The 17,446-nt window shown below is 70.4% G+C and carries 13 protein-coding genes; 5 read left to right on the forward strand and 8 right to left on the reverse strand.

What is annotated here, in order from left to right:
- Positions 1 to 5: 5 nt before the first annotated feature.
- Positions 6 to 1,559, reverse strand: coding sequence for a gluconokinase (locus ACH4T9_RS03570; RefSeq protein WP_396669600.1), 1,554 nt, complete (start codon positions 1,557 to 1,559; stop codon positions 6 to 8).
- Positions 1,560 to 1,817: 258 nt separating this feature from the next.
- Between ACH4T9_RS03570 and ACH4T9_RS03575 the strand changes: the two genes are divergently transcribed.
- Together ACH4T9_RS03575 and yidD are read left to right on the forward strand one after the other, a co-directional pair.
- On the forward strand, positions 1,818 to 2,954 hold the full coding sequence (locus tag ACH4T9_RS03575) for a hypothetical protein (RefSeq protein ID WP_396669601.1): 1,137 nt from the start codon (positions 1,818 to 1,820) through the stop codon (positions 2,952 to 2,954).
- Between the two features lie 104 nt (positions 2,955 to 3,058).
- Complete coding sequence (yidD, locus tag ACH4T9_RS03580) at positions 3,059 to 3,430, forward strand: membrane protein insertion efficiency factor YidD (RefSeq protein WP_396669602.1); 372 nt, start codon at positions 3,059 to 3,061, stop codon at positions 3,428 to 3,430.
- 40 nt (positions 3,431 to 3,470) lie between these two features.
- On the opposite strand, the gene ACH4T9_RS03585 is transcribed toward yidD, so the two are convergent.
- Together ACH4T9_RS03585 and ACH4T9_RS03590 are read right to left on the reverse strand one after the other, a co-directional pair.
- The gene (locus ACH4T9_RS03585) at positions 3,471 to 3,905 is read right to left on the reverse strand and encodes a VOC family protein (protein WP_396669603.1); all 435 of its coding nucleotides are present in this window, start codon (positions 3,903 to 3,905) and stop codon (positions 3,471 to 3,473) included.
- 34 nt (positions 3,906 to 3,939) lie between these two features.
- On the reverse strand, positions 3,940 to 5,451 hold the full coding sequence (locus ACH4T9_RS03590) for a B12-binding domain-containing radical SAM protein (protein WP_396669604.1): 1,512 nt from the start codon (positions 5,449 to 5,451) through the stop codon (positions 3,940 to 3,942).
- Positions 5,452 to 5,788: 337 nt separating this feature from the next.
- On the opposite strand from ACH4T9_RS03590, the gene ACH4T9_RS03595 reads away from it, so the two are divergent.
- Both ACH4T9_RS03595 and ACH4T9_RS03600 read left to right on the forward strand, forming a co-directional pair.
- Positions 5,789 to 6,139 carry a type II toxin-antitoxin system RelE/ParE family toxin gene (locus ACH4T9_RS03595; RefSeq protein WP_396669605.1) on the forward strand — a complete coding sequence of 117 codons (351 nt, stop codon included), beginning with the start codon at positions 5,789 to 5,791 and terminating at the stop codon, positions 6,137 to 6,139.
- Positions 6,136 to 6,438 carry a multiprotein-bridging factor 1 family protein gene (locus ACH4T9_RS03600; protein ID WP_396669606.1) on the forward strand — a complete coding sequence of 101 codons (303 nt, stop codon included), beginning with the start codon at positions 6,136 to 6,138 and terminating at the stop codon, positions 6,436 to 6,438. The genes ACH4T9_RS03595 and ACH4T9_RS03600 overlap by 4 nt, the downstream gene beginning before the upstream one ends.
- Before the next feature lie 36 nt (positions 6,439 to 6,474).
- Here the strand turns inward: ACH4T9_RS03600 and ACH4T9_RS03605 are convergent, their stop codons facing one another.
- The 5 genes from ACH4T9_RS03605 to ACH4T9_RS03625 form a co-directional block, all read right to left on the reverse strand.
- Positions 6,475 to 9,543 carry a DUF3427 domain-containing protein gene (locus ACH4T9_RS03605; RefSeq protein ID WP_396669607.1) on the reverse strand — a complete coding sequence of 1,023 codons (3,069 nt, stop codon included), beginning with the start codon at positions 9,541 to 9,543 and terminating at the stop codon, positions 6,475 to 6,477.
- A gap of 153 nt (positions 9,544 to 9,696) precedes the next feature.
- Complete coding sequence (locus ACH4T9_RS03610) at positions 9,697 to 10,782, reverse strand: macro domain-containing protein (protein WP_396669608.1); 1,086 nt, start codon at positions 10,780 to 10,782, stop codon at positions 9,697 to 9,699.
- Positions 10,779 to 11,429 (reverse strand): DUF4433 domain-containing protein, encoded by a 651-nt coding sequence (locus ACH4T9_RS03615; protein ID WP_396669609.1) that lies wholly within the window; start codon positions 11,427 to 11,429, stop codon positions 10,779 to 10,781. Before ACH4T9_RS03615 ends, ACH4T9_RS03610 begins: the two co-directional genes overlap by 4 nt.
- A 41-nt stretch (positions 11,430 to 11,470) precedes the next feature.
- Positions 11,471 to 13,069, reverse strand: a complete 1,599-nt coding sequence (locus tag ACH4T9_RS03620; protein WP_396669610.1) for a restriction endonuclease — start codon at positions 13,067 to 13,069, stop codon at positions 11,471 to 11,473.
- Positions 13,070 to 13,621: 552 nt separating this feature from the next.
- Positions 13,622 to 15,784 carry a peptidase M6 immune inhibitor A gene (locus tag ACH4T9_RS03625; protein ID WP_396669611.1) on the reverse strand — a complete coding sequence of 721 codons (2,163 nt, stop codon included), beginning with the start codon at positions 15,782 to 15,784 and terminating at the stop codon, positions 13,622 to 13,624.
- Positions 15,785 to 16,093: 309 nt separating this feature from the next.
- On the opposite strand from ACH4T9_RS03625, the gene ACH4T9_RS03630 reads away from it, so the two are divergent.
- Positions 16,094 to 17,446: an AAA domain-containing protein gene (locus ACH4T9_RS03630; protein WP_396669612.1), complete on the forward strand. Its 1,353-nt coding sequence runs from the start codon at positions 16,094 to 16,096 to the stop codon at positions 17,444 to 17,446.

Below are 17,446 nucleotides of genomic sequence, written 5' to 3' on the forward strand. Positions count from 1 at the left end.
GGCGATCACATGGGTGGAGAGGTGGGCGGTGGCTCCGGCGGCAGGCTCGGGGCCAGCCGTCGCAGCGACGCGAACGTCGGGACGAGCGCGTCGTACAGCTCGGAGTGCAGCGGAAGCAGGGCGGCGTAGACGGCGGCGGCGGTCGGGTCGGGGCGTACCGTCTCGTCGATCTTCACCAGGTCGGCGGCGACGTCGACGGACGCGATCAGGCCGAGGGCCTGCATGCCCAGCAGCGCCGCGCCGAAGCTGGACCCCTCGTGGCCGGCCGGGAACCGCACCGGCATGCCGAGCGCGTCGGCGAGCATCTGCCGCCACAGCGGGCTGCGGGCGAAGCCGCCGCTGGCCCGCACCTCCCGCACCTCGTTGCCGGCCGCCCGCACCGACGACAGCACCAGGGCGAGCTGCTGGCAGACCCCCTCCAGCGCCGCCCGCACCAGGTGCTCGCGGCGGTGGCCGTGGGTCAACCCGACGTACGCCCCGCGCGGCAACGCGCTCCAGTGCGGGGCGCGCTCGCTGAGCAGGTACGGCAGCATGATCAGCCCGCCGGAGCCGACCGGCGCGTGGGCGGCCAGGTCGAGCAGCTTCTCCTCGGACTCCTCGCCCATCTCGGGGGCGAGCGCGTCGCCGGCCCACTGCAACACGATCCCGCCGTTGTTGATCGCGCCGCCGACCACCCAGCGGTCCTCGGTCAGCGCGTAGCAGAACACCCCGCCGAGCGGGTCGACGGCGGGGCGTTCGACCATCACCCGCATCGCCCCGCTGGTGCCGATCGAGCAGGCCACCACGCCGGGGTGCACCGCGCCGAGGCCCAGGTTGGCCAGCGGGCCGTCACCGGCGCCGACCACGATCGGGGTGTCCGCCGGCAGGCCGGTCGCGGCGGCGGAGGCCGCGGTGAGCCCCGGCAGCACGGTGGTGGTCGGGACGAGCTGCGGGAGCTGTTCCTCGGTGACCCCGGCGATCCGCAGCGCCTCGGCGTCCCAGGCGAGCCTCCGGATGTCCATCAGGCCGCTGGCCGAGGCGACCGAGTGGTCGGTGACCAGCGTCTCGCACAGCCGCAGCAGCACGTAGTCCTTGATGCCGACCCAGTGGGCGACCCGCTCGAACAGTTTCGGCTCCTGCTCGGCGAACCAGACCAGCTTCGGCAGCGGCGCCATCGGGTGCACCGGCGTGCCGGTCCGCCGGTGCAGCGCCAGCCCCGACGGGACCGCCCGCAGCCGCTCGGCCTGCCGGCTGGCGCGGGAGTCCGCCCAGGTCACCGACGCGGTCAGCGGCTTACCGTCCGGGTCGAGCCCGATCAGGCTGTGCATCGCGGTGCTGAACGACAGCCCGGCGATCGGCCCGGGCAGCTCCGCCACCACCGCGCGGACCGTCTCCACCACCGCGTCGAAGATCAGCAGGGGGTCCTGCTCGGCGTAGCCGGGGTGCGGCTCGTCCAACGGGTAGCCGACGGAGTGGGTGGCGAGTTGCCGGCCGTCCGTGTCGAACGCGACGCTCTTGGTGCTGGTGGTGCCGATGTCGACCCCGATCACGACACGCGGGCGCTGGTCCGGGCCGGTCACGGGTCCCCCCTTCGCGTCGGTGCTGCCGGCGCGGCATCGCGGCCCGGCTGCGGCTGACGTTACCCAGCGAGCCACCGATCCACACGGCGTCGCCGAGGACCGCCGACAGAACGTGAATCGACACGGCGTCATCCGCTTCTCGTCCGCTCTTGTCCACCGATCAGGTGATTCGCCCGCTTCGCCGGGTTCGTTCGACCGGTCGGCGCCGTTGATCCGGATGACACCCCGGTTGGCGGCTCGCGCGGCTAAGGAGTCGGCGTGGCGAAGACTGATTCGACGGGTTCCACGTGGCGGTACCGGTGGGCGTACCGGCAGAACGAACGACGACAGCGGACGTACCGCGCCGCCGAGCAGGCGTGGCGGCGGCGCGACGAGGAACTGCGGCGGCTGCGCGCGGCGGCGGCCGACTTCGGCCGGCGCGCGGCGGACTCCGGCCTGCCCCTGGAACTCGCCCCCGGCGAGCGGGTCCACTGGGCGCTGCCCGCCGCGCAGCTGGTCGAGCTGCGGCACACCGCCGTGCTCCCCGCCCCCGACCTCAGCGTCGACCCCGGCCGGCCGGCGCTGCACCACCGCCGCCCCGACGGGGTCAAGGTCACCGACGCCGGGATCGCCGTGCTCACCGACCGTCGGCTGGTCCTGCTCGGCGGGCGCGGCCGGCGCGACTGGGCGTACGGGAAGATGACCGGGCTGGCCCACGACCCGGCGGCGCCGGTCACGCTGATCCAGGTCCTCGACCGGCGGCGCACCTCCGGGCTGCTGCTGCCCGCCGAGGCCGCCGCCGAGTTCCGGTTCACCCTCGCACTGGCCTTCGCCGACGCCATCGAGCAGCGAGGCACCGTGCTCGCCCAGCTCGACGAGCTGATCGCCGAGCACGACCAGAACCGGCCGTTCCGCCCGGCCATCGCCACTCCCGGCCAGGCCCGGATCACCGCCGCCGTGCCGGGCGGCCGGCGTACCGTCGCGGTGGCCGCAGCCGCGGCGCTGCTGCTGCCCGCGGTGCTCTTCGAGTCGGACCCGCCGGTGCGGCCCGGCTCGGACGTCGCCGCCGCCGCCGCGGCCCCCACCGCCGTCCCGACGGCCCGCCCCGTCCTGCGGGCCACCCCGAAGGCGACCCCGAAGGCGACCCCGGAGTCGCGGCGGCGCACCGCGTCACCCACCGCGAAGCGCGACGGGCTCTGCGGCGCACCGGCGAACCCGTTCGGGTACGACTACTGCGGTGGCTCCCGCGTCCGCAGGCCCGACGTGCGGGTGTGCGACTTCTTCGACTGCGGGCAGGACTTCTGGGCCGGGAGGGGGTACCTGGTGCAGTGCCGCGACGGCGCGGTCAGCCTCACCGGCGGCCGGCGGGACGCCTGCGCCACGCACGACGGGCTCCGCCGCACCGTCTGGGCCTGATGCTCTGAGCTTCTCCTGGTGATCTCCAGGAAGCGCTGACGCGTGCGGTCGTCCGGCTCGGCTTCGGCTCAGGGGCGTTGCGCACGTGCAGCAGGATGATCGCCATGTTCAGCCTCAAGAAGGATCGGCACCGCAAGAAGAAGCGGCGCGGCGACTCCTGCACCGACTGCGACTGCGACGGCCCGGACTGCTGCGACTTCGGGTTGTTCTCGTTCATGCTCACCCTCGGCTCGGTGGCCGCCGGGGCGACCCGGGCACCGGTCGTCGACCGGGCCGGCCGCGCCGCGATCCTCGGGTACCGGCGGTGGCTGTCGCACCGCTGGCCGGGCCAGTGCCGTTATACCCCGACGTGTAGCGCGTACGGGCTGGCCGCCGTCGAGCGGCACGGGCTGGCCGTGGGCGGTCGGATGGCCGCCGACCGGCTGCGCCGCTGCAAGCCCCACGTGCCCCGGGGCACCCACGACCCGGTCCGCTGACCGCCCCGCCGCCCCTGCCGCCTCGGCGGCCGGGGCGGAGTCAGGCGGTGCCGAAGTCGGGGACAGCCAGGGTGCCGTCGGCCGCCAGCGGGAAGCCAGGGTTCCAGGCGATCTCCCACAGGTGCCCGTCCGGGTCGGCGAAGTAGCCGGCGTACCCGCCGTAGAAGGTCTCCCGGGCGGGCCTGGTGACCGTCGCCCCGGCCTCGACCGCCGCCCCGATCACCTCGTCGACCTCCTCGCGGGACCGGACGTTCTGCGCCAGGCTCAGCCCGCCGAAGCCGCCCGCGTCGGCGTCAGCGATGTCGGCGTCGGCGGCCAGCTTGTCACGCGCCCACAGCACGACGGCGAGGCCGCCGGCCTGGAAGAAGACGGTCTGCTCGGCCTCCTGGCCGCGCCAGCCGAGCCGCTCGTAGAAGGCGCGGGCGCGGGACAGGTCGGCGACGCCGAGGGTCACGAGGCTGATCCGCTGTTCCATCCACGTACGGTAACCGCCGGCCGGGGCCGACCGGTCAGCGGTTGAACAGCCGCTCGTGCTGGGCGCGGGCCAGCTCCACCAGCCGGCGGCGCACGTGTGACAACTCGACCTCCCCGAACTGGAGGTTGGCCGGGAGGTCGAACTCGTCGCCGGTTCGCATGGCCTCATCCAGCCCGTGCTCGCTCAGGTCCATGGTGCGGTGGTCCAGCAGCCGCGACGGGTCGTACCGGCCCGTGGCCAGCAGCCGGTGCCACTGCGGGGTGCCGGGGTAGGGGCGGAACTCGAAGACGCTCGCCCGGAAGGTGCCGGGCGCGTTCTCGGTCAGGTCCCACAGCTCGCGTACGTGCCGGACGGTCGCCTCCAACTCGGCACGCGTCTCGGTGGGCCGGCCGAGGACGAAGTGACCCCTGACGTTGATGCCCCGGCGGGTGAGCCGGCGGACCACGTCCCGGGTCAGCTCGGGCCTGATCCGCTGGCCGAGGTGGCCGAGAACGCGCTCGCTGCCGGACTCGATGCCGAGCCCGACCTCCCGGCAGCCGTTCGCCGCGAGCGTCTCCAGGAAGGCGTCGTCGGCGTGGGCGAGGACGTTGACCCGGCCGGTGGCGTCCCAGACGTACCGACCGCCGACGTCGGCCTCGGCGAACGCGGGCATGCAGCGCCGGACGAACCGTTCGTAGCCGAGGAAGAGGTCGTCGACGAACCGGAACGCCCGCACGCCGTACCGGACGTTGAGCTCGTCCATCTCCGCGATGATGTTGGCCGGCTCCCGGGTGCGGATGGCGACGTCCAGGTTTGCGCTGACGGCCGCGCCGCAGAACGAACACTCGTACGGGCAGCCGCGGGCGCCCACCATCGCCGCCTCCCACGGCCCGTCGCCCGGCCGGTACGGGTCGGCGGCGAAGAACCGCCGGTCGACGAACGGCAGGGCGTTGACGTCCGGGGCCAGGTGCCATGCCGTGCCCGGCCCGCCGCCCGTGACCGGCGTACCCAGGGTCGGGTCCCGCCACATCACGCCCGGAAGCCGTACCCGCTGTTGGTGGTCGTTCAGCAGCTCGACGAGCCGGGTCTCGGCCTCGCCGACGATCAGCGCCTCCAGGCGGGCGAACCGCGGTTCCGCGATGATCGCCTCCGGCCTCGCCTTCGCCTGGTGACCGCCGACCATGATCTGGATCTCGGGGTCGAGGCCGGCGGCGATGCGGGCGCTCAGCTCGTACGTCGGCGCCAGCAGGTTGAACCCCACCCAGCGGGGCGCGGCCTCGTTGACGATGCTCTGGATCTCCTCGACGCTGAGGCCGAGGGACTCCCCGTCGAGGACACCCACGCTGAAGCCCTGCACGGTGGCGTAGGTGGCGAGGTAGCCCAGGCCGAGCACCGGCAGCGGGGAGTTGTTGACCCGGGGGCGGAGCGTGTAGTCGCGCAGCGGCGCGTTGACCAGCAGCAGGTCGAGCGGCGTGCCCGGCTCGACGCCGAGGATGGGCTGCTGCTCGGACGGCTCCGGCATGTCGGCGGCGGGGGGCGAGGGCGGTGTACGGGCCCAGGTGCTCACCGATTACTCGCCGTGGGTGAGGAAAGGCGGTGACGGTGTGTCGGAGCGGCCTGCGCCAGACCGCCGTGCCACTCTCGGTGCAGGCATCATTGCTAAGGGTTAGCACGTCCTCTCGGTATGGAGAAGTGTGAATGTCCTTCTCGTCGGATGGTGCGACCCCGTACCCGAACCGACGGCAGAAGCCCGATGGGGCTTCCGCGCCTGCGCCGCGTCAGGTGGTGGGTCGATCAGGTGCCGATCGTCCGGGCCGGAGTGCGCGGCGGTGGCCCTCTTCTTGCCCTCGACACGCCCGCTGAGCGGCGCGACTACGCACAGTCGAAGCCATAGCATCGGTGCTATGGCCTGGGGTGGCGTGGAGCTGGAGCCCGAAGTCCGGGATTGGCTGGAGGGATTGCCGACCACACAATTCGCGAGAGCCGCGTTCTATATCGACATGCTCGCCAGCCGCGGAGCTCTCCTCGGCGAGCCGCACACGAAGCAGCTCGACGGCAAGCTCCGGGAGCTGCGGTTCTACCTGGACCGCGATGCGGTGCCGGTGACGTACTGGATAGCGTCCGACCGGCGGATCATCCTGTTGACGGTCTTTCGGAAGACCCGGATGCGTGAAGAGCGCGAAGTCGAACGCGCCCGCCGGGCGTTTGAGCGATGCGTGACGGAGCGGCACACGGTGAACGAGGGGGCGCAATGATGAACGATCGCGTTGACTGGAACGAGCTTCGAGAGCGCCGGATGACCGAGCCGGGCGCCGCCGAAGCCTACGAGGCGGCGCGGATAGCCTTCGAGCTCGGCCAGACGGTGCGGCAGTTGCGGGAGCAGAACGGTTGGAGCCAGACCCAGCTGGCGAGGACTGCCGGCATGACGCAGTCCGCCGTCGCCCGATTTGAGGCAGGGGGCACCGTGCCGACCCTGGCTGTCCTGGAGCGCCTGGCCCGCGCCCTGGGCATGAAGCTCGACGTCAGGTTCGCCCCGGCGGCAGATGCGGCCTGAGATTCCGGGCTGTTCCGACTCCTGTGTGAAGCAGGATCAGGCGGCGATTGTCCGGGCGGCCGAGTACATGTCGGCGGGCAGCGGATGGGTCAGCTCCCAGACGATCCGCATCGGCCGGTCCCCGCTGTGCTCCCGGTAGGCCATCGGCCCCGCGTACAGGTAGGCCGGCGCGCCGAGGTCCCGGTCCGGCACCCGGGTTTCCCGGACGAACAGGTGCACCGTCGACCCCCGCTGCTCGTGGTTGACGTACCGCTGCCCGGTCGTCGACACCGACGACGTGGTGCTCTGCGACTCCCACTGGAACAGCCGCTCGGTTATGGCCCGGTCGGCGTACATGGTGGTGGGGGAGTAGTGCTGCTCCGACTTGACCAGCGTGACGAAGAACAGGTCCGCCCGCTCGGACTCAAGCCACTTCACGCCCTCGCGCAGCGACCCCGGGTTCGGCATCCCGAACGCCGCGCACGCCTCGTTGCGGCTGTACCGGGCGTGCACCCGCAGCGCCCCCGCCCGCATCGTCACCCGGTGGATCCGCTCCCGTAGCACCTCGGCGACCTGGCGCAGCTCGACGCAGCGCGCCGGCTCCGCCCACAGCCGCGCCACCCGCTCGTCCCGCGAGGCCAGCGACGCGTTCGGCCCCCACAGGTCGAAGTGCAGCATGTCCCAGAGCCGGCCGGCTGCGGGCCGCTCGCCGGCCGCGACCCGGGCCAGCAGGTCCAGCCGGTCCACGTCGTCGAGGTGCAGCATCCGCCCGACCGCCCGTCCGAGCTCACGGTCGTCCGAGCCGGGCGTCGACGCCTCAAGGCCGGCGAGCCGCCGCAGCCCGGTCCACCCACCGACCGACGCCGACCGGTACACGTCCTCGATCTCCAGCCCGGTCTCGCGCAGGAACGTGCCCAGGCTGACGTCCCCGAGCTGCCGCAGCTCCGCGACCAGGCCCTTCTTCGAGGTGGGCATGGCGCTCTTGAGGTTGCTCAGCACCACCTCCTTCGCCACCCGGTCCAGCTCGACGTGGCAGCCGCTCGGCAGGGAGGGGAAGTCCTGCTCGACCGCGTCCCTGATCGCCCGCCGGGTCACCCCGGTCAGCGCCCGCCAGCGCAGGTCGAAGCGGAAGTTCGCGTGCTGCCCGCCGATGAAGTCCAGCACCGTGAGGCAGGGCTTGTCGTCGTCCAGCCGCAGACCCCGGCCGAGCTGCTGAAGGAAGATCGTGGCGCTCTCGGTGGGCCGCAGCATCAGGATCGTGTCGACCATCGGCAGGTCGACCCCCTCGTTGAACAGGTCCACCGTGAACAGGACGCGCAGCTTCCCGGCCTTGAACTCCCGAAGCAACTCGTCCCGCGACCGCCCGGCGCGGTCCGCCCGTGAGGTCACCGCAGCCGACGGTACGCCCCGGCGGGTGAACCAGTCCGCCATGAACTCCGCGTGCCCGATTCCGACGCAGAACCCGAGCGCCCGCATCCGGTCCACGTCGACCTTGTCCCGCACGGCCTTGAGGATGATCCGAGCCCGCGCCTCGTTGCCGGTGTAGACGCCGCCGAGCTCGCCCAGGTCGTACCCCTGGCCGCGCTTCCACCGCAGATGCGACAGGTCAACGTCGTCGTGCATCCCGAAGTACTGGAACGGGGCCAGCAACTGCCGCTCCAGTGCCTCCCACAGGTGCAGCTCCACGGCGGCGTGGCCGTCGAACCACCGCCGCACGTCGCCGCCGTCGGCCCGGTCGGGCGTCGCCGTCAGCCCCAGCAGTACGCGCGGCTCCAACCGTTCCAGCAGCCGGGCGTACGTCGGCGCTTCGGCGTGGTGGAACTCGTCGACGATCACCATGTCGTACGCCTCGGGGGCGATCTCCCGCCGGTGCAGCGACTGGATCGACGCGAAGACGTGCCGCCAGTCGGTCGGCTCCTTGCCGCCGACCAGCAGCTCGCCGAAGCTACCGTCGCCCATCACCTGGCGGAACGTCGCCAGGCTCTGCTTGAGGATCTGCTCCTGGTGGGCGACGAAGAGCAGCGAGTCGACACTCCTGCTGCGGTGTAGCCGGCGGTAGTCCAGCGCCGCCACGACCGTCTTGCCGGTGCCGGTCGCCATCACCACCAGGTTCCGGTGCCGGCCGTGCACCTGCCGCTCGGCGTCCAGGTCGGCCAGGATTTCCGCCTGGTACGGGTACGGCCGCACGTCCAGGTTCGAGATCTGGGTGATGCCGTCGTCCGACCGCTCTCCGCGCAGCGCCTGCCGCAGCCGCTCGGCGTCCCTGCCCGGCTCGTACGCCTCGAAGGCGGGGTCGTTCCAGTAGTCCTCGAATGTGGCGGTGAAGGTGTCGATGACGTGCGGCTGCTCGATGTTCGAGATCCGGACGTTCCACTCCACCCCGTCGACCAACGCTGCCTTGGAGAGGTTCGACGAGCCGACGTACGCCGTGGTGGTGCCGTTGCCCCGGCGGAACAGCCACGCCTTGGCGTGCAGCCGGGTGGTCCTGGTCTCGTAGGAGACCTTGACCTCGGCGCCCAGCTCGGCGAGCCGGTCCAGCGCCCGCTGGTCGGTGGCGCCCAGGTACGTGGTGGTGATGACCCGCAGCTTGCCGCCTCGGCCGATCAGCTCGCGGATGGCCGGCTCGACGATGCGTAGGCCGTACCACTTGATGAACGCGCAGAGCAGGTCGACGTGGTTGGCCGACGCCATCTCGTGGGTGACCTCGTGGCCGATCCGGGGCTGGTGGCGGCCGTTGACCAGGAGCGCGCCGGTGGAGAGCGGGGTGGTGGGGCGCTGCGGGAAGGCCGGCTGCGCGGGTGGGGTGGGTGGGGCGGCGATGGCGTGGAGGAGGTTCCTGGCGTCGGCTACCTGGTCGTTGGGGCCGGCGGAGTCGGGGTTGAGGTCCGCGATGGCGGTGGCGAGGCGGTTGGCCAGGTCGACCTGGCGGTGGAGCTTGTCGTCGCCGTTGGGGACGGCCTGTAGGGCGCGGCTGATGAGGGTGGCGAGGTGACGGGTCAGGTGCTTGTGGGAGTCGGCGGGGTCCAGGGGGCGGTGCTGGACCCGGGCGGAGTCGAGGTGGTGAAGCTGGCCAGCGAGCTGGTGGGTGACCAGGTGCTCGTAAATGCCCCGCTCAAGATCCGTCACCCTGGCAACCTAGCGAGCGAAGGCGAGGCACGCTGCCCTCCAGCGCTCCACACCGTCGGCGAGTCGTTGGGGCCGGGACATTGGGCCGGGAGTAGTACCGGGAACTGCAACTCGCTGATCCGCGTTGCGCAGTCGGATCGGGGTCTGATCCGGTCAAGCCGAGGACGTCACCTTGCTCGGCAAGAGTCCGGCCGACGCCAACCGTTCGTAGGCCGTCGTGACGTGCGCCGGGGTGAAGAGGCGGGCCTTACGTCCGCTCCACGCCCTAACCCGCTCGATCAACTCCTCGATCTCGTGTGTGGGCGGGTGCGCCTGCGCGGCGTAGTGCACGGTGGCGAGTAGCTCGAGGCTGTACGGTGCCTCAAACCCCTGGACAAGCACGGCAAGTCGATCAGGAGCGGCCGAGATCGGCTGGCTGGGCGCGTCGAACCACGCGTCGACGGCCTCGCTCGTCCCTTCGGTTAGGTGAATAGGACGTAGCTCCTCGACCCGGGATGAACGGTCACCGAACCCGACCAGATAGTGCCCTTCCAGGCGGTCAAGGACGTGATTCAGGCTCTCCGCGTAGGGCCCGTACCGACCGCGGGTGAAGGAGAGACGGAACGGCTCTCCAAGCACCTGGAGGAAGTAGGCGATCTTCTGGATCTCCAGGGTCGTGATGCCCTCTCGTGGTTCCAGCGCACGGGACTGTTCGAGATACCGCTCGATGGCCCGTAGCAAGGTGGCGCGTCCAGGGGTCAGCGGAGGTTTCGGAGTAGCGACCGGCATATCGGACGGCTCGGGGGCGCCCTCCGGGGGGAACAACAGCACCCGGACGTTGGGCAGCTCGGCGAAGGCTTGCTCGATCAGCGGTCGGATCTGCTCCCAGTTGAGTCCACCGTTACCGCAGCCGAGTGCGGGCACCGCGACCGAGGAGATCTGGCGTTCGCGCATCACGCGGACGAGGTCGGTGAGGCCGACCTCGATGTCCTCCAGCTTCGAGGTTGCCCGCCAGTGGCCCTTGGTGGGGAAGTTGATCACATACCGGCGAGGGCCAAGGCGGGTGGAGTCGAACAGGAACATCTCGCCCAACTGGACTTTCTTGGCAGCACAAGCCGCCCGGTAGGCCGCGTAGTTGGCGGGGTAGGCGCGCTTGAACTGGAGAGCGATTCCTTTGCCCATGACGCCTACGGTGTTGACCGTGTTGACCAGCGCTTCGGCGTCGGCGGTCAGCAGGTTGCCGTGGCTGACGATGATCATTCGCGCACCTCCCTCCGTTGGTATCCGTAGTACCAGCCCGGTCTGACACCAACGTACGCGTCGATGATGCCAGCAGCGCGGAGGACCTGCGTCAACTGTTCCTGTCGTGCTGGTGTCCGTACGGCGTACCCGGTCAGCAGGTCGAGAGGAAACTCACGATGAATCAGGAACTCGGCCATCCTTCTGCGGACCCGGTCCGGATCCTCCGGGGTGTTTTTCCAGATCCGCTCCTCGAGTAGCGGCCAGTCGACCAGGTCGGCCAGATCGTTGAGCGCGGGGGAGAACCGAGTGAGGGTGGCGGCGCAGTTGCCGTCGCTCGCGACCCATCCCAGCTCGGCGGCGTGAACCAGCTCCACCGAACTCACGAGATAGACCAACGGGTCGTCTCCGCCCGGATAACAGCCCACCTTGCCGTCCCTGTGCTCGCAAGCGATTCGGAACATCATGGGTGACTGCGGGGCGAAGTAGAACGGCACGTAGTCAGCGACGACACCGCCGGGCGGGCAGGGGACCCTCCTCGCCCGCCGGCTTGCCTTGATGTCGACGGCACCAACGTTCGTGGCCAGCCGGTCGCCGACCACGTTGTCTGCGAACAGCCGGCCAGCGGTGAGGACGGCCGGCAGATTGTCGATATGGGTGAAGTGCATGATCAGTTCTGCTTCGCCGACCAGGACGTCCCCGCCATGGCTCAGTCCAGGTCGCTCGGGTCGATCCGGGCCTTCACATCAGCGTGTTCGGCGAGGAGGTACAGCAGGTTGGAGCCGTCGATGAGTTCCAGTGGCTTCCCTGAAGCGAACTCGTACGAGGCGGGACCGTAGCCGCTCGTGGTGACCAGGATGCCCTTCGATGCGCCCTCGTTCTGCAGCGTGCCGAACAGGTCCCGCACCGAGGACACATCGACCGTGTTGCGGTAGCGCTTGGCCTGGATGACGACCTTGCCGCCGAAGATCGGCCGCGGGTCGAAGGCGACGCAGTCGACCCCACCATCTCGCGACGCCCGGGTCTGCTTGGTGTCCAGGCCCATCTTCGCGAAGAGGTTCTGGATCAGGCTCTCGAACTCTGTCGGGGTGAGCTTCAGCAGGTTCGGCCGTTGGTCGAGGTCGGCCAGCACGTCGACTTCATCGACGAACCGCTTGTCAACCATGTCGAACTCCAGCACCGGCCGAACCGCTGCCAGCTCAGCGGGGCGCTTGGACACCGAGGCGTTGAGGTGTGCCAGACAGGCGAGCGGTTCGACCAGGCGCAGGTTCAGCTCGGTGAACACCTCACGCGTCGTCCGCAGTGTCACCAGGCACGGCTGCACGGATGCACCGGTCCGTGGATCGGTCGTATCGACGATGCCGTTGAACACCACCGTGTCGACGAGCCCGGACCGGTCAGCCTCGAATAGCTCGTGCACGGTCCGCAGGGTGACCTGCGCGACGAGCGTGGCGTACCGCTCCTTGATCTCCTTGGCGGGGCGGGCGGTGGTGGTGATTTCGTCGCGGGCCTTGACGTAGCGGTACTCGCGGACCGTGGGGATGACGTCCAGGGTCGGTAGGTGGTATTCCACCACCAACTGCCGCGACTCCGGCACGTACGCCAGGCGGTAGTGCTGCGGGAAGTCATCCGGGTAGACGGAGTTGCCCAGCACCATGCCGAAGTACTCGACGACGACGGCGGGATCGGCAGCGGCGAAGGCCGCCGCGAAGCGGTCGATCTCCGCGTTGTGCGCACTGATCTCGGCGTCGACCTTGGCGCACTGTTGCTGGTAACGCTGGTGGGCTGCGGAGAGCCGCCGCTGCCGGTCAGCCTCGGCGGCGGCGTGCTGGGCCTGCGCCTGGGCGAACGCCTGCTGCGCTCCGGCGAGCTGTTGCTGGTGCCTTGCCTGACCACCGAACATCTTGCTGAGCCCGGTCGGGGCAGGCGGCTCGAATCGCCGCCAGTCGGGCGGCGCCAAGGGGGTGCCGAGTGTGCCGGGGGTGAACGGCCTGTGCTGTGCCGACTTCCGGAGCCTTCTGAGGTCGATGTGATCATCGACGTCGAGCGTGGCAACCAGCAGTGTGTCCAGCTCATCGAGGTGGGCCTGGAGGCTCGAGTTGTCGACGGCGATCTCGGCGACACGTGCCTCGACGTACAACCGCTTGCGCTCACGCTCGTTGGCGACTGCGGTGCGCTGTGCGGCCTTCATGGCGCGCTCGGCCTCTCGGCGAAGTTGCTGGTGGTGCCGGTATGCAGCGGCTTGAGCCTGCGTCTGGGCGCGCACCTGCCGTGCGTGCGCCCGCTGCATCTCCTTGAGGATGCCCACGTCAGTCCTATGTGTCGCGAGGGAAGGCGGAGCCGACACCATAGCCACTACGCGTCCAGTCGAACACCCTGCGCGACGGTGTCCGCGACTCTAGTCAACAGTCCAACGGTTGATTTGCCCCACTTGAGGACTTCTAAATGTCAGATCCCGGACTCAAGGCTCCAAGATGCACTGGGACGCAAGGTGTGGATTTCCCGAGTTGCGCGACCTGTGATGAGGCAACCCAGCCGGCTTGGAGGGCTCACTCGGTCGCCAAGTGGGCCATGGTCACCGACGGCTCCTGGCCGTGGGCGATCGTCGAGGAGGCGTACCAGATGCGGTCGGACGCCCTGTTGCGCCTGGCCGGCAGGTTCGAGCGGGCGTCCCGCGTTGTTCCCGATCGTTGCGAACGGAGGGTAGGGAAGGCGCGCCGGGTCAGGAAAGCCCTCTGGCGTTGGCAAGCGCGGCTGGGCGCGAGCGCGGCACGGCGGCCCGCTGGGTGGTCCCCGACAGGGGTGCCCGGGCACCTGCCACCAGAGCGGTGACAGGTGCCCGGGGTTGTGCCGGGTCAGGTCAGGCGGTGCCGCCCGGCTGGACCACTCCGTTGACCTTCAGCGTGTACGGCGCGTACTGGTTGACCTGCTCGGTCGGCTCGTCGTAGGCGACCACGGCGACGACCTTCGGGAACAGGCTGAGCAGGGCCAGCTTCGCCCGGTTCAGCGTCAGGCTCGACTTGCCGTCGAACTCGAACTGCGCGGCGATCGAGTGCTGCTCGTCGATGCCGATCAGCCGTAGGTTCCAGTTGTTGACGGTGATCGGCTTGATCTCCGTCGGCGAGTCGAACGGGGCGAGGCTGGTGCCGTCGCTGACCGTCGTGCCGCCGACGGTGATGTCGTCGACCAGCAGACCGCCCTCGTTGACGCCGCCGTCGCTGACGTAGCGGAAGCCGAGCAGGATCGTCTTGCCGGCGTACGCGGACAGGTCGAACGAGTGCGCCTCGAACCCGTCGGTGGTCCCGTTGAGCGCCGGACCGAACGGCCCGTCGATCGTCTTGTCGCCTGGGATGGCGGTGTAGGTCGCGCCGCCGTCGGTGGAGACGGTGACGTAGCCGTAGTCGAAGCCGAACTCCGCGCCGTACTTGGCGGCGAAGCGCAGCGTCGGGTCGGCGGTCGGCACGGCGACCGACGCGACCGCCGCGGAGTCGATGTTGTTGCCGTTCCCGGACCACAGGACCGGGTTGCCGGAGCGGTCCGGGTCGTTCGACACGACGGTCCACGACAGCGGCAGCGGCGGCAGTGTCTTGGTGCCCTCGAACGACAGCGACCGTAGGTCACGGCCGCGCAGGATCTGCCCGTCGGCCTTCTGCAGCGGCACGAAGTCGGCCCCGTTCGGCGCCGCCCCGGGGGTGGCGTTGGCGGCCGGGTTGGCCAGGTTGACCGTGGAGCGCAGGCTCGGCGTGGTCACCCGGCTCTTCGGTACGCCGAGCATGATCCCGCGCCGCGAGTCCCCGACGATCTTGTCGACGAGCGTCATCGTCTGGTAGTCGTGGATGACCTGGTACATCTTGCTGACGCCCTTGGCCTTCAGCGCCGCGTCCAGGCTGGCCAGCCCTTGCCGCTCACCATCCTTGTGCAGCCGGGAGATGATGTCCGTGCCGTACCGGTCGTACAGGAACTGCATGAACGAGTACGCGTTGCCGTAGTCGGCGAGCACCGCGTTCGGGTTCGGGCTCTCGCCCCACAGGGTGAGCGAGTTCTCCGGGCCGCCGCAGTCCCGCGGGTTGACGTTGTACGGCGTCTGCACCGTGCCGAAGCCCTGGTAGCAGTAGAGGTGGCTGTCGGCTCCCCGGTCGAAGACCGTCGTCGTGGTGTCGACGTAGCCGGTCAGCGTCTGGGCGAAGTCGGCCAGACCCTCGTTGATCCAGTTCCCCTCGAAGGGGTCGGTGTAGTAGTGCGCCAGGTGCTGCCACTCGTGGGCGAAGGTGCCCTCGTAGTTGAAGGGCCGGGCCGGGCGGCTGGTGCACAGGTCGTCGGTGGGCTCGTTCGGCGGGTTCGCCCCGGTGCGGTGGGCCCAGTCGAACGCGTCGACGGTCATGACGTTGCGGTCGAACAGCTCGTTGAACTGGGCCGAGAAGAAGCCGGCGATGTAGGTCGGGTTGGCCGGGAACTCGTAGTAGTTGTCGTCCCGGACGTTGTCGATCAGGGTGACCGTCTTGTTGCCGCCGCCGGTGTAGTCGCCGCCGTTGCCGTTGGCGTCCGGTCCGAGCAGGGCGTTGGTGCCGTCACGGTCCGGCGGCGTGCTGAACGCTGCCGTCTCCTTCGGGTACATGTTGGTGTCGAACTCGTGGACGAAGCTCGCCACCTGCTCGTCGGTGATCTGCGTCGACGAGGGGATCTGGGTCCGGCAGTCGCCGGCGGGGAAGGCGATGTCGTTGGCGACCCACACCTCGACGTTGTTGCCCGAGCCCCGCAGCGTGTAGTCCTTGCGGTAGAGCTGGCCCTGGATGTCGTCCATCCCGAGCCACTGCCGGACCGTGCCGACCGGCGGCGTCACCCCGGAGGACTTGGCGTTCGAACGCGCCTGCGTGCGCGGCTGGTACCGGGCCGGCGTCTCGACCTTGCGGCCGTCCAGCGTGAAGTCCTTGCGGGTGAGCTCCCGGGTGTCGCTGGGCTGAGCCTGCTTCGCCGCGGCCTGCGCGGGCGCGGCCGTCGCGGCTGACGCGGGAAGGACGCCCATAAGTGGTAGGACGAGTGTGATGGCTGCTGCACCGGCGATGCGGCTGCGTGCCATGGGCCCCCCTTTGGGGATGATGTGAATCCGGTTGACGGGGTCGCCGTCACAATCCACCGGGATGACATCCATGTTTGTATTGGCATTGATCGCCTTTGGCAATCGTCCTACCGCTTGATCCGTCTTCACCGAGCCGGCTCTCCTGCACCGTGGACGCCGCGTGCTCTCTACCGCAGCCGTGCGGCGGCAAGCCGTGGGTACGGCCGTGTCGGTGCCTGCGGGTAGGGTCGCAGCACCTGGTGGGAGGGGAGATCGATGCTCGGGCTGGAGGTGCCGCCCGCCGTCGAGGCGGAGCGGGTCATCACGGCCGTGCTGGCCGACCTGCGTTCCGGTGACCACCGGGGCGTGGTCGTCGACTCGCCGCCCGGGGCCGGCAAGTCGACACTCGTGGTCCGCGCCGCTGCCGAGCTGGCCACCGCAGGTGAGCCGCTGATCATCATCGCGCAGACCAACGAGCAGGTCGACGACCTCATCGACCGGCTCGCCCGAAAGGCTCCCGAGCTGCGGATCGGCCGGCTGTCCGCGACCGAGTACAAGCCGACCGACCGGGTGAAGGGTCACGACACCGTCAAGGTCGCCGCGAAGGTCGCCGACCTCGGCGGGCCTGCGGTCATCATCGGTACAGCCGCCAAGTGGGCGATGGTCACCGACGGCTCCTGGCCGTGGGCGATCGTCGACGAGGCGTACCAGATGCGGTCGGACGCCCTGTTGCGCGTGGCCGGCAGGTTCGAGCGGGCGCTGTTCGTGGGGGATCCCGGGCAGCTCGATCCGTTCTCCACGGTCGAGACCGCGCGGTGGACGGGCCTGACCTGGGATCCGATGCAGTCCGCGGTGGCGGTGCTGCTGCGGCACAACCCGGAGCTGCCGGTGTACCGGCTGCCGGTGTCGTGGCGGCTGCCCGCGTCGGCGGCGCCGGTGGTCGCGGCGGCGTTCTACCCGTTCACCGGGTTCCGCGCCGGCACGGGGCATGGTGAACGGGCGCTTGCGTTGACCGAGGCCGGGCCGGGGGATGCGGTCGACGCGGCGGTGGAGTTGGCCGCGTCGTCGGGCTGGGCGCTGTACGAGCTGCCGGAGCGGCACACCCTGCGTACCGATGGGGAGGCTGCCGCCGCGTGCGCCGCGCTGGCGCTGCGGGTGTTGCGGCGGGGAGCGGTCGCCGTCTCCGAGCACGCGCCGGCCGGCACGCCGGTCACCGCCGACCGGATCGCCGTCGGGGCCGCGCACCGCGACCAGGTCGCGGCCATCCGCGCGCACCTCGGCGAGGCCGGGGCGGGCATCACGGTGGACACCGCCAACCGGCTCCAGGGCCGCGAGTACGACGTGACGATCGTGCTGCACCCGCTGTCCGGGCGGCGGGACGCGACGGCGTTCCACCTGGAGTCGGGGCGGCTGTGTGTGCTGACGTCCCGGCACCGGCACGCGTGCGTGGTGGTGGCGCGGGCGGGGATCGCGGAACTACTGGACGCCCATCCGTCGTCCGAACCGGTGCACCTCAACGTCCCGGTGAAGTTCCCGGACGGCTGGGCAGCCAATCAGTCGGTTCTGCTTGCGCTTGAGAAATCAACGCTACGAGGACGGCTGCACGCTCTCTCCGGCGTGCACCGGTGA

The organism is Micromonospora sp. NPDC020750, assembly GCF_044334565.1.
In the GTDB taxonomy this organism is placed as follows: domain Bacteria; phylum Actinomycetota; class Actinomycetes; order Mycobacteriales; family Micromonosporaceae; genus Micromonospora.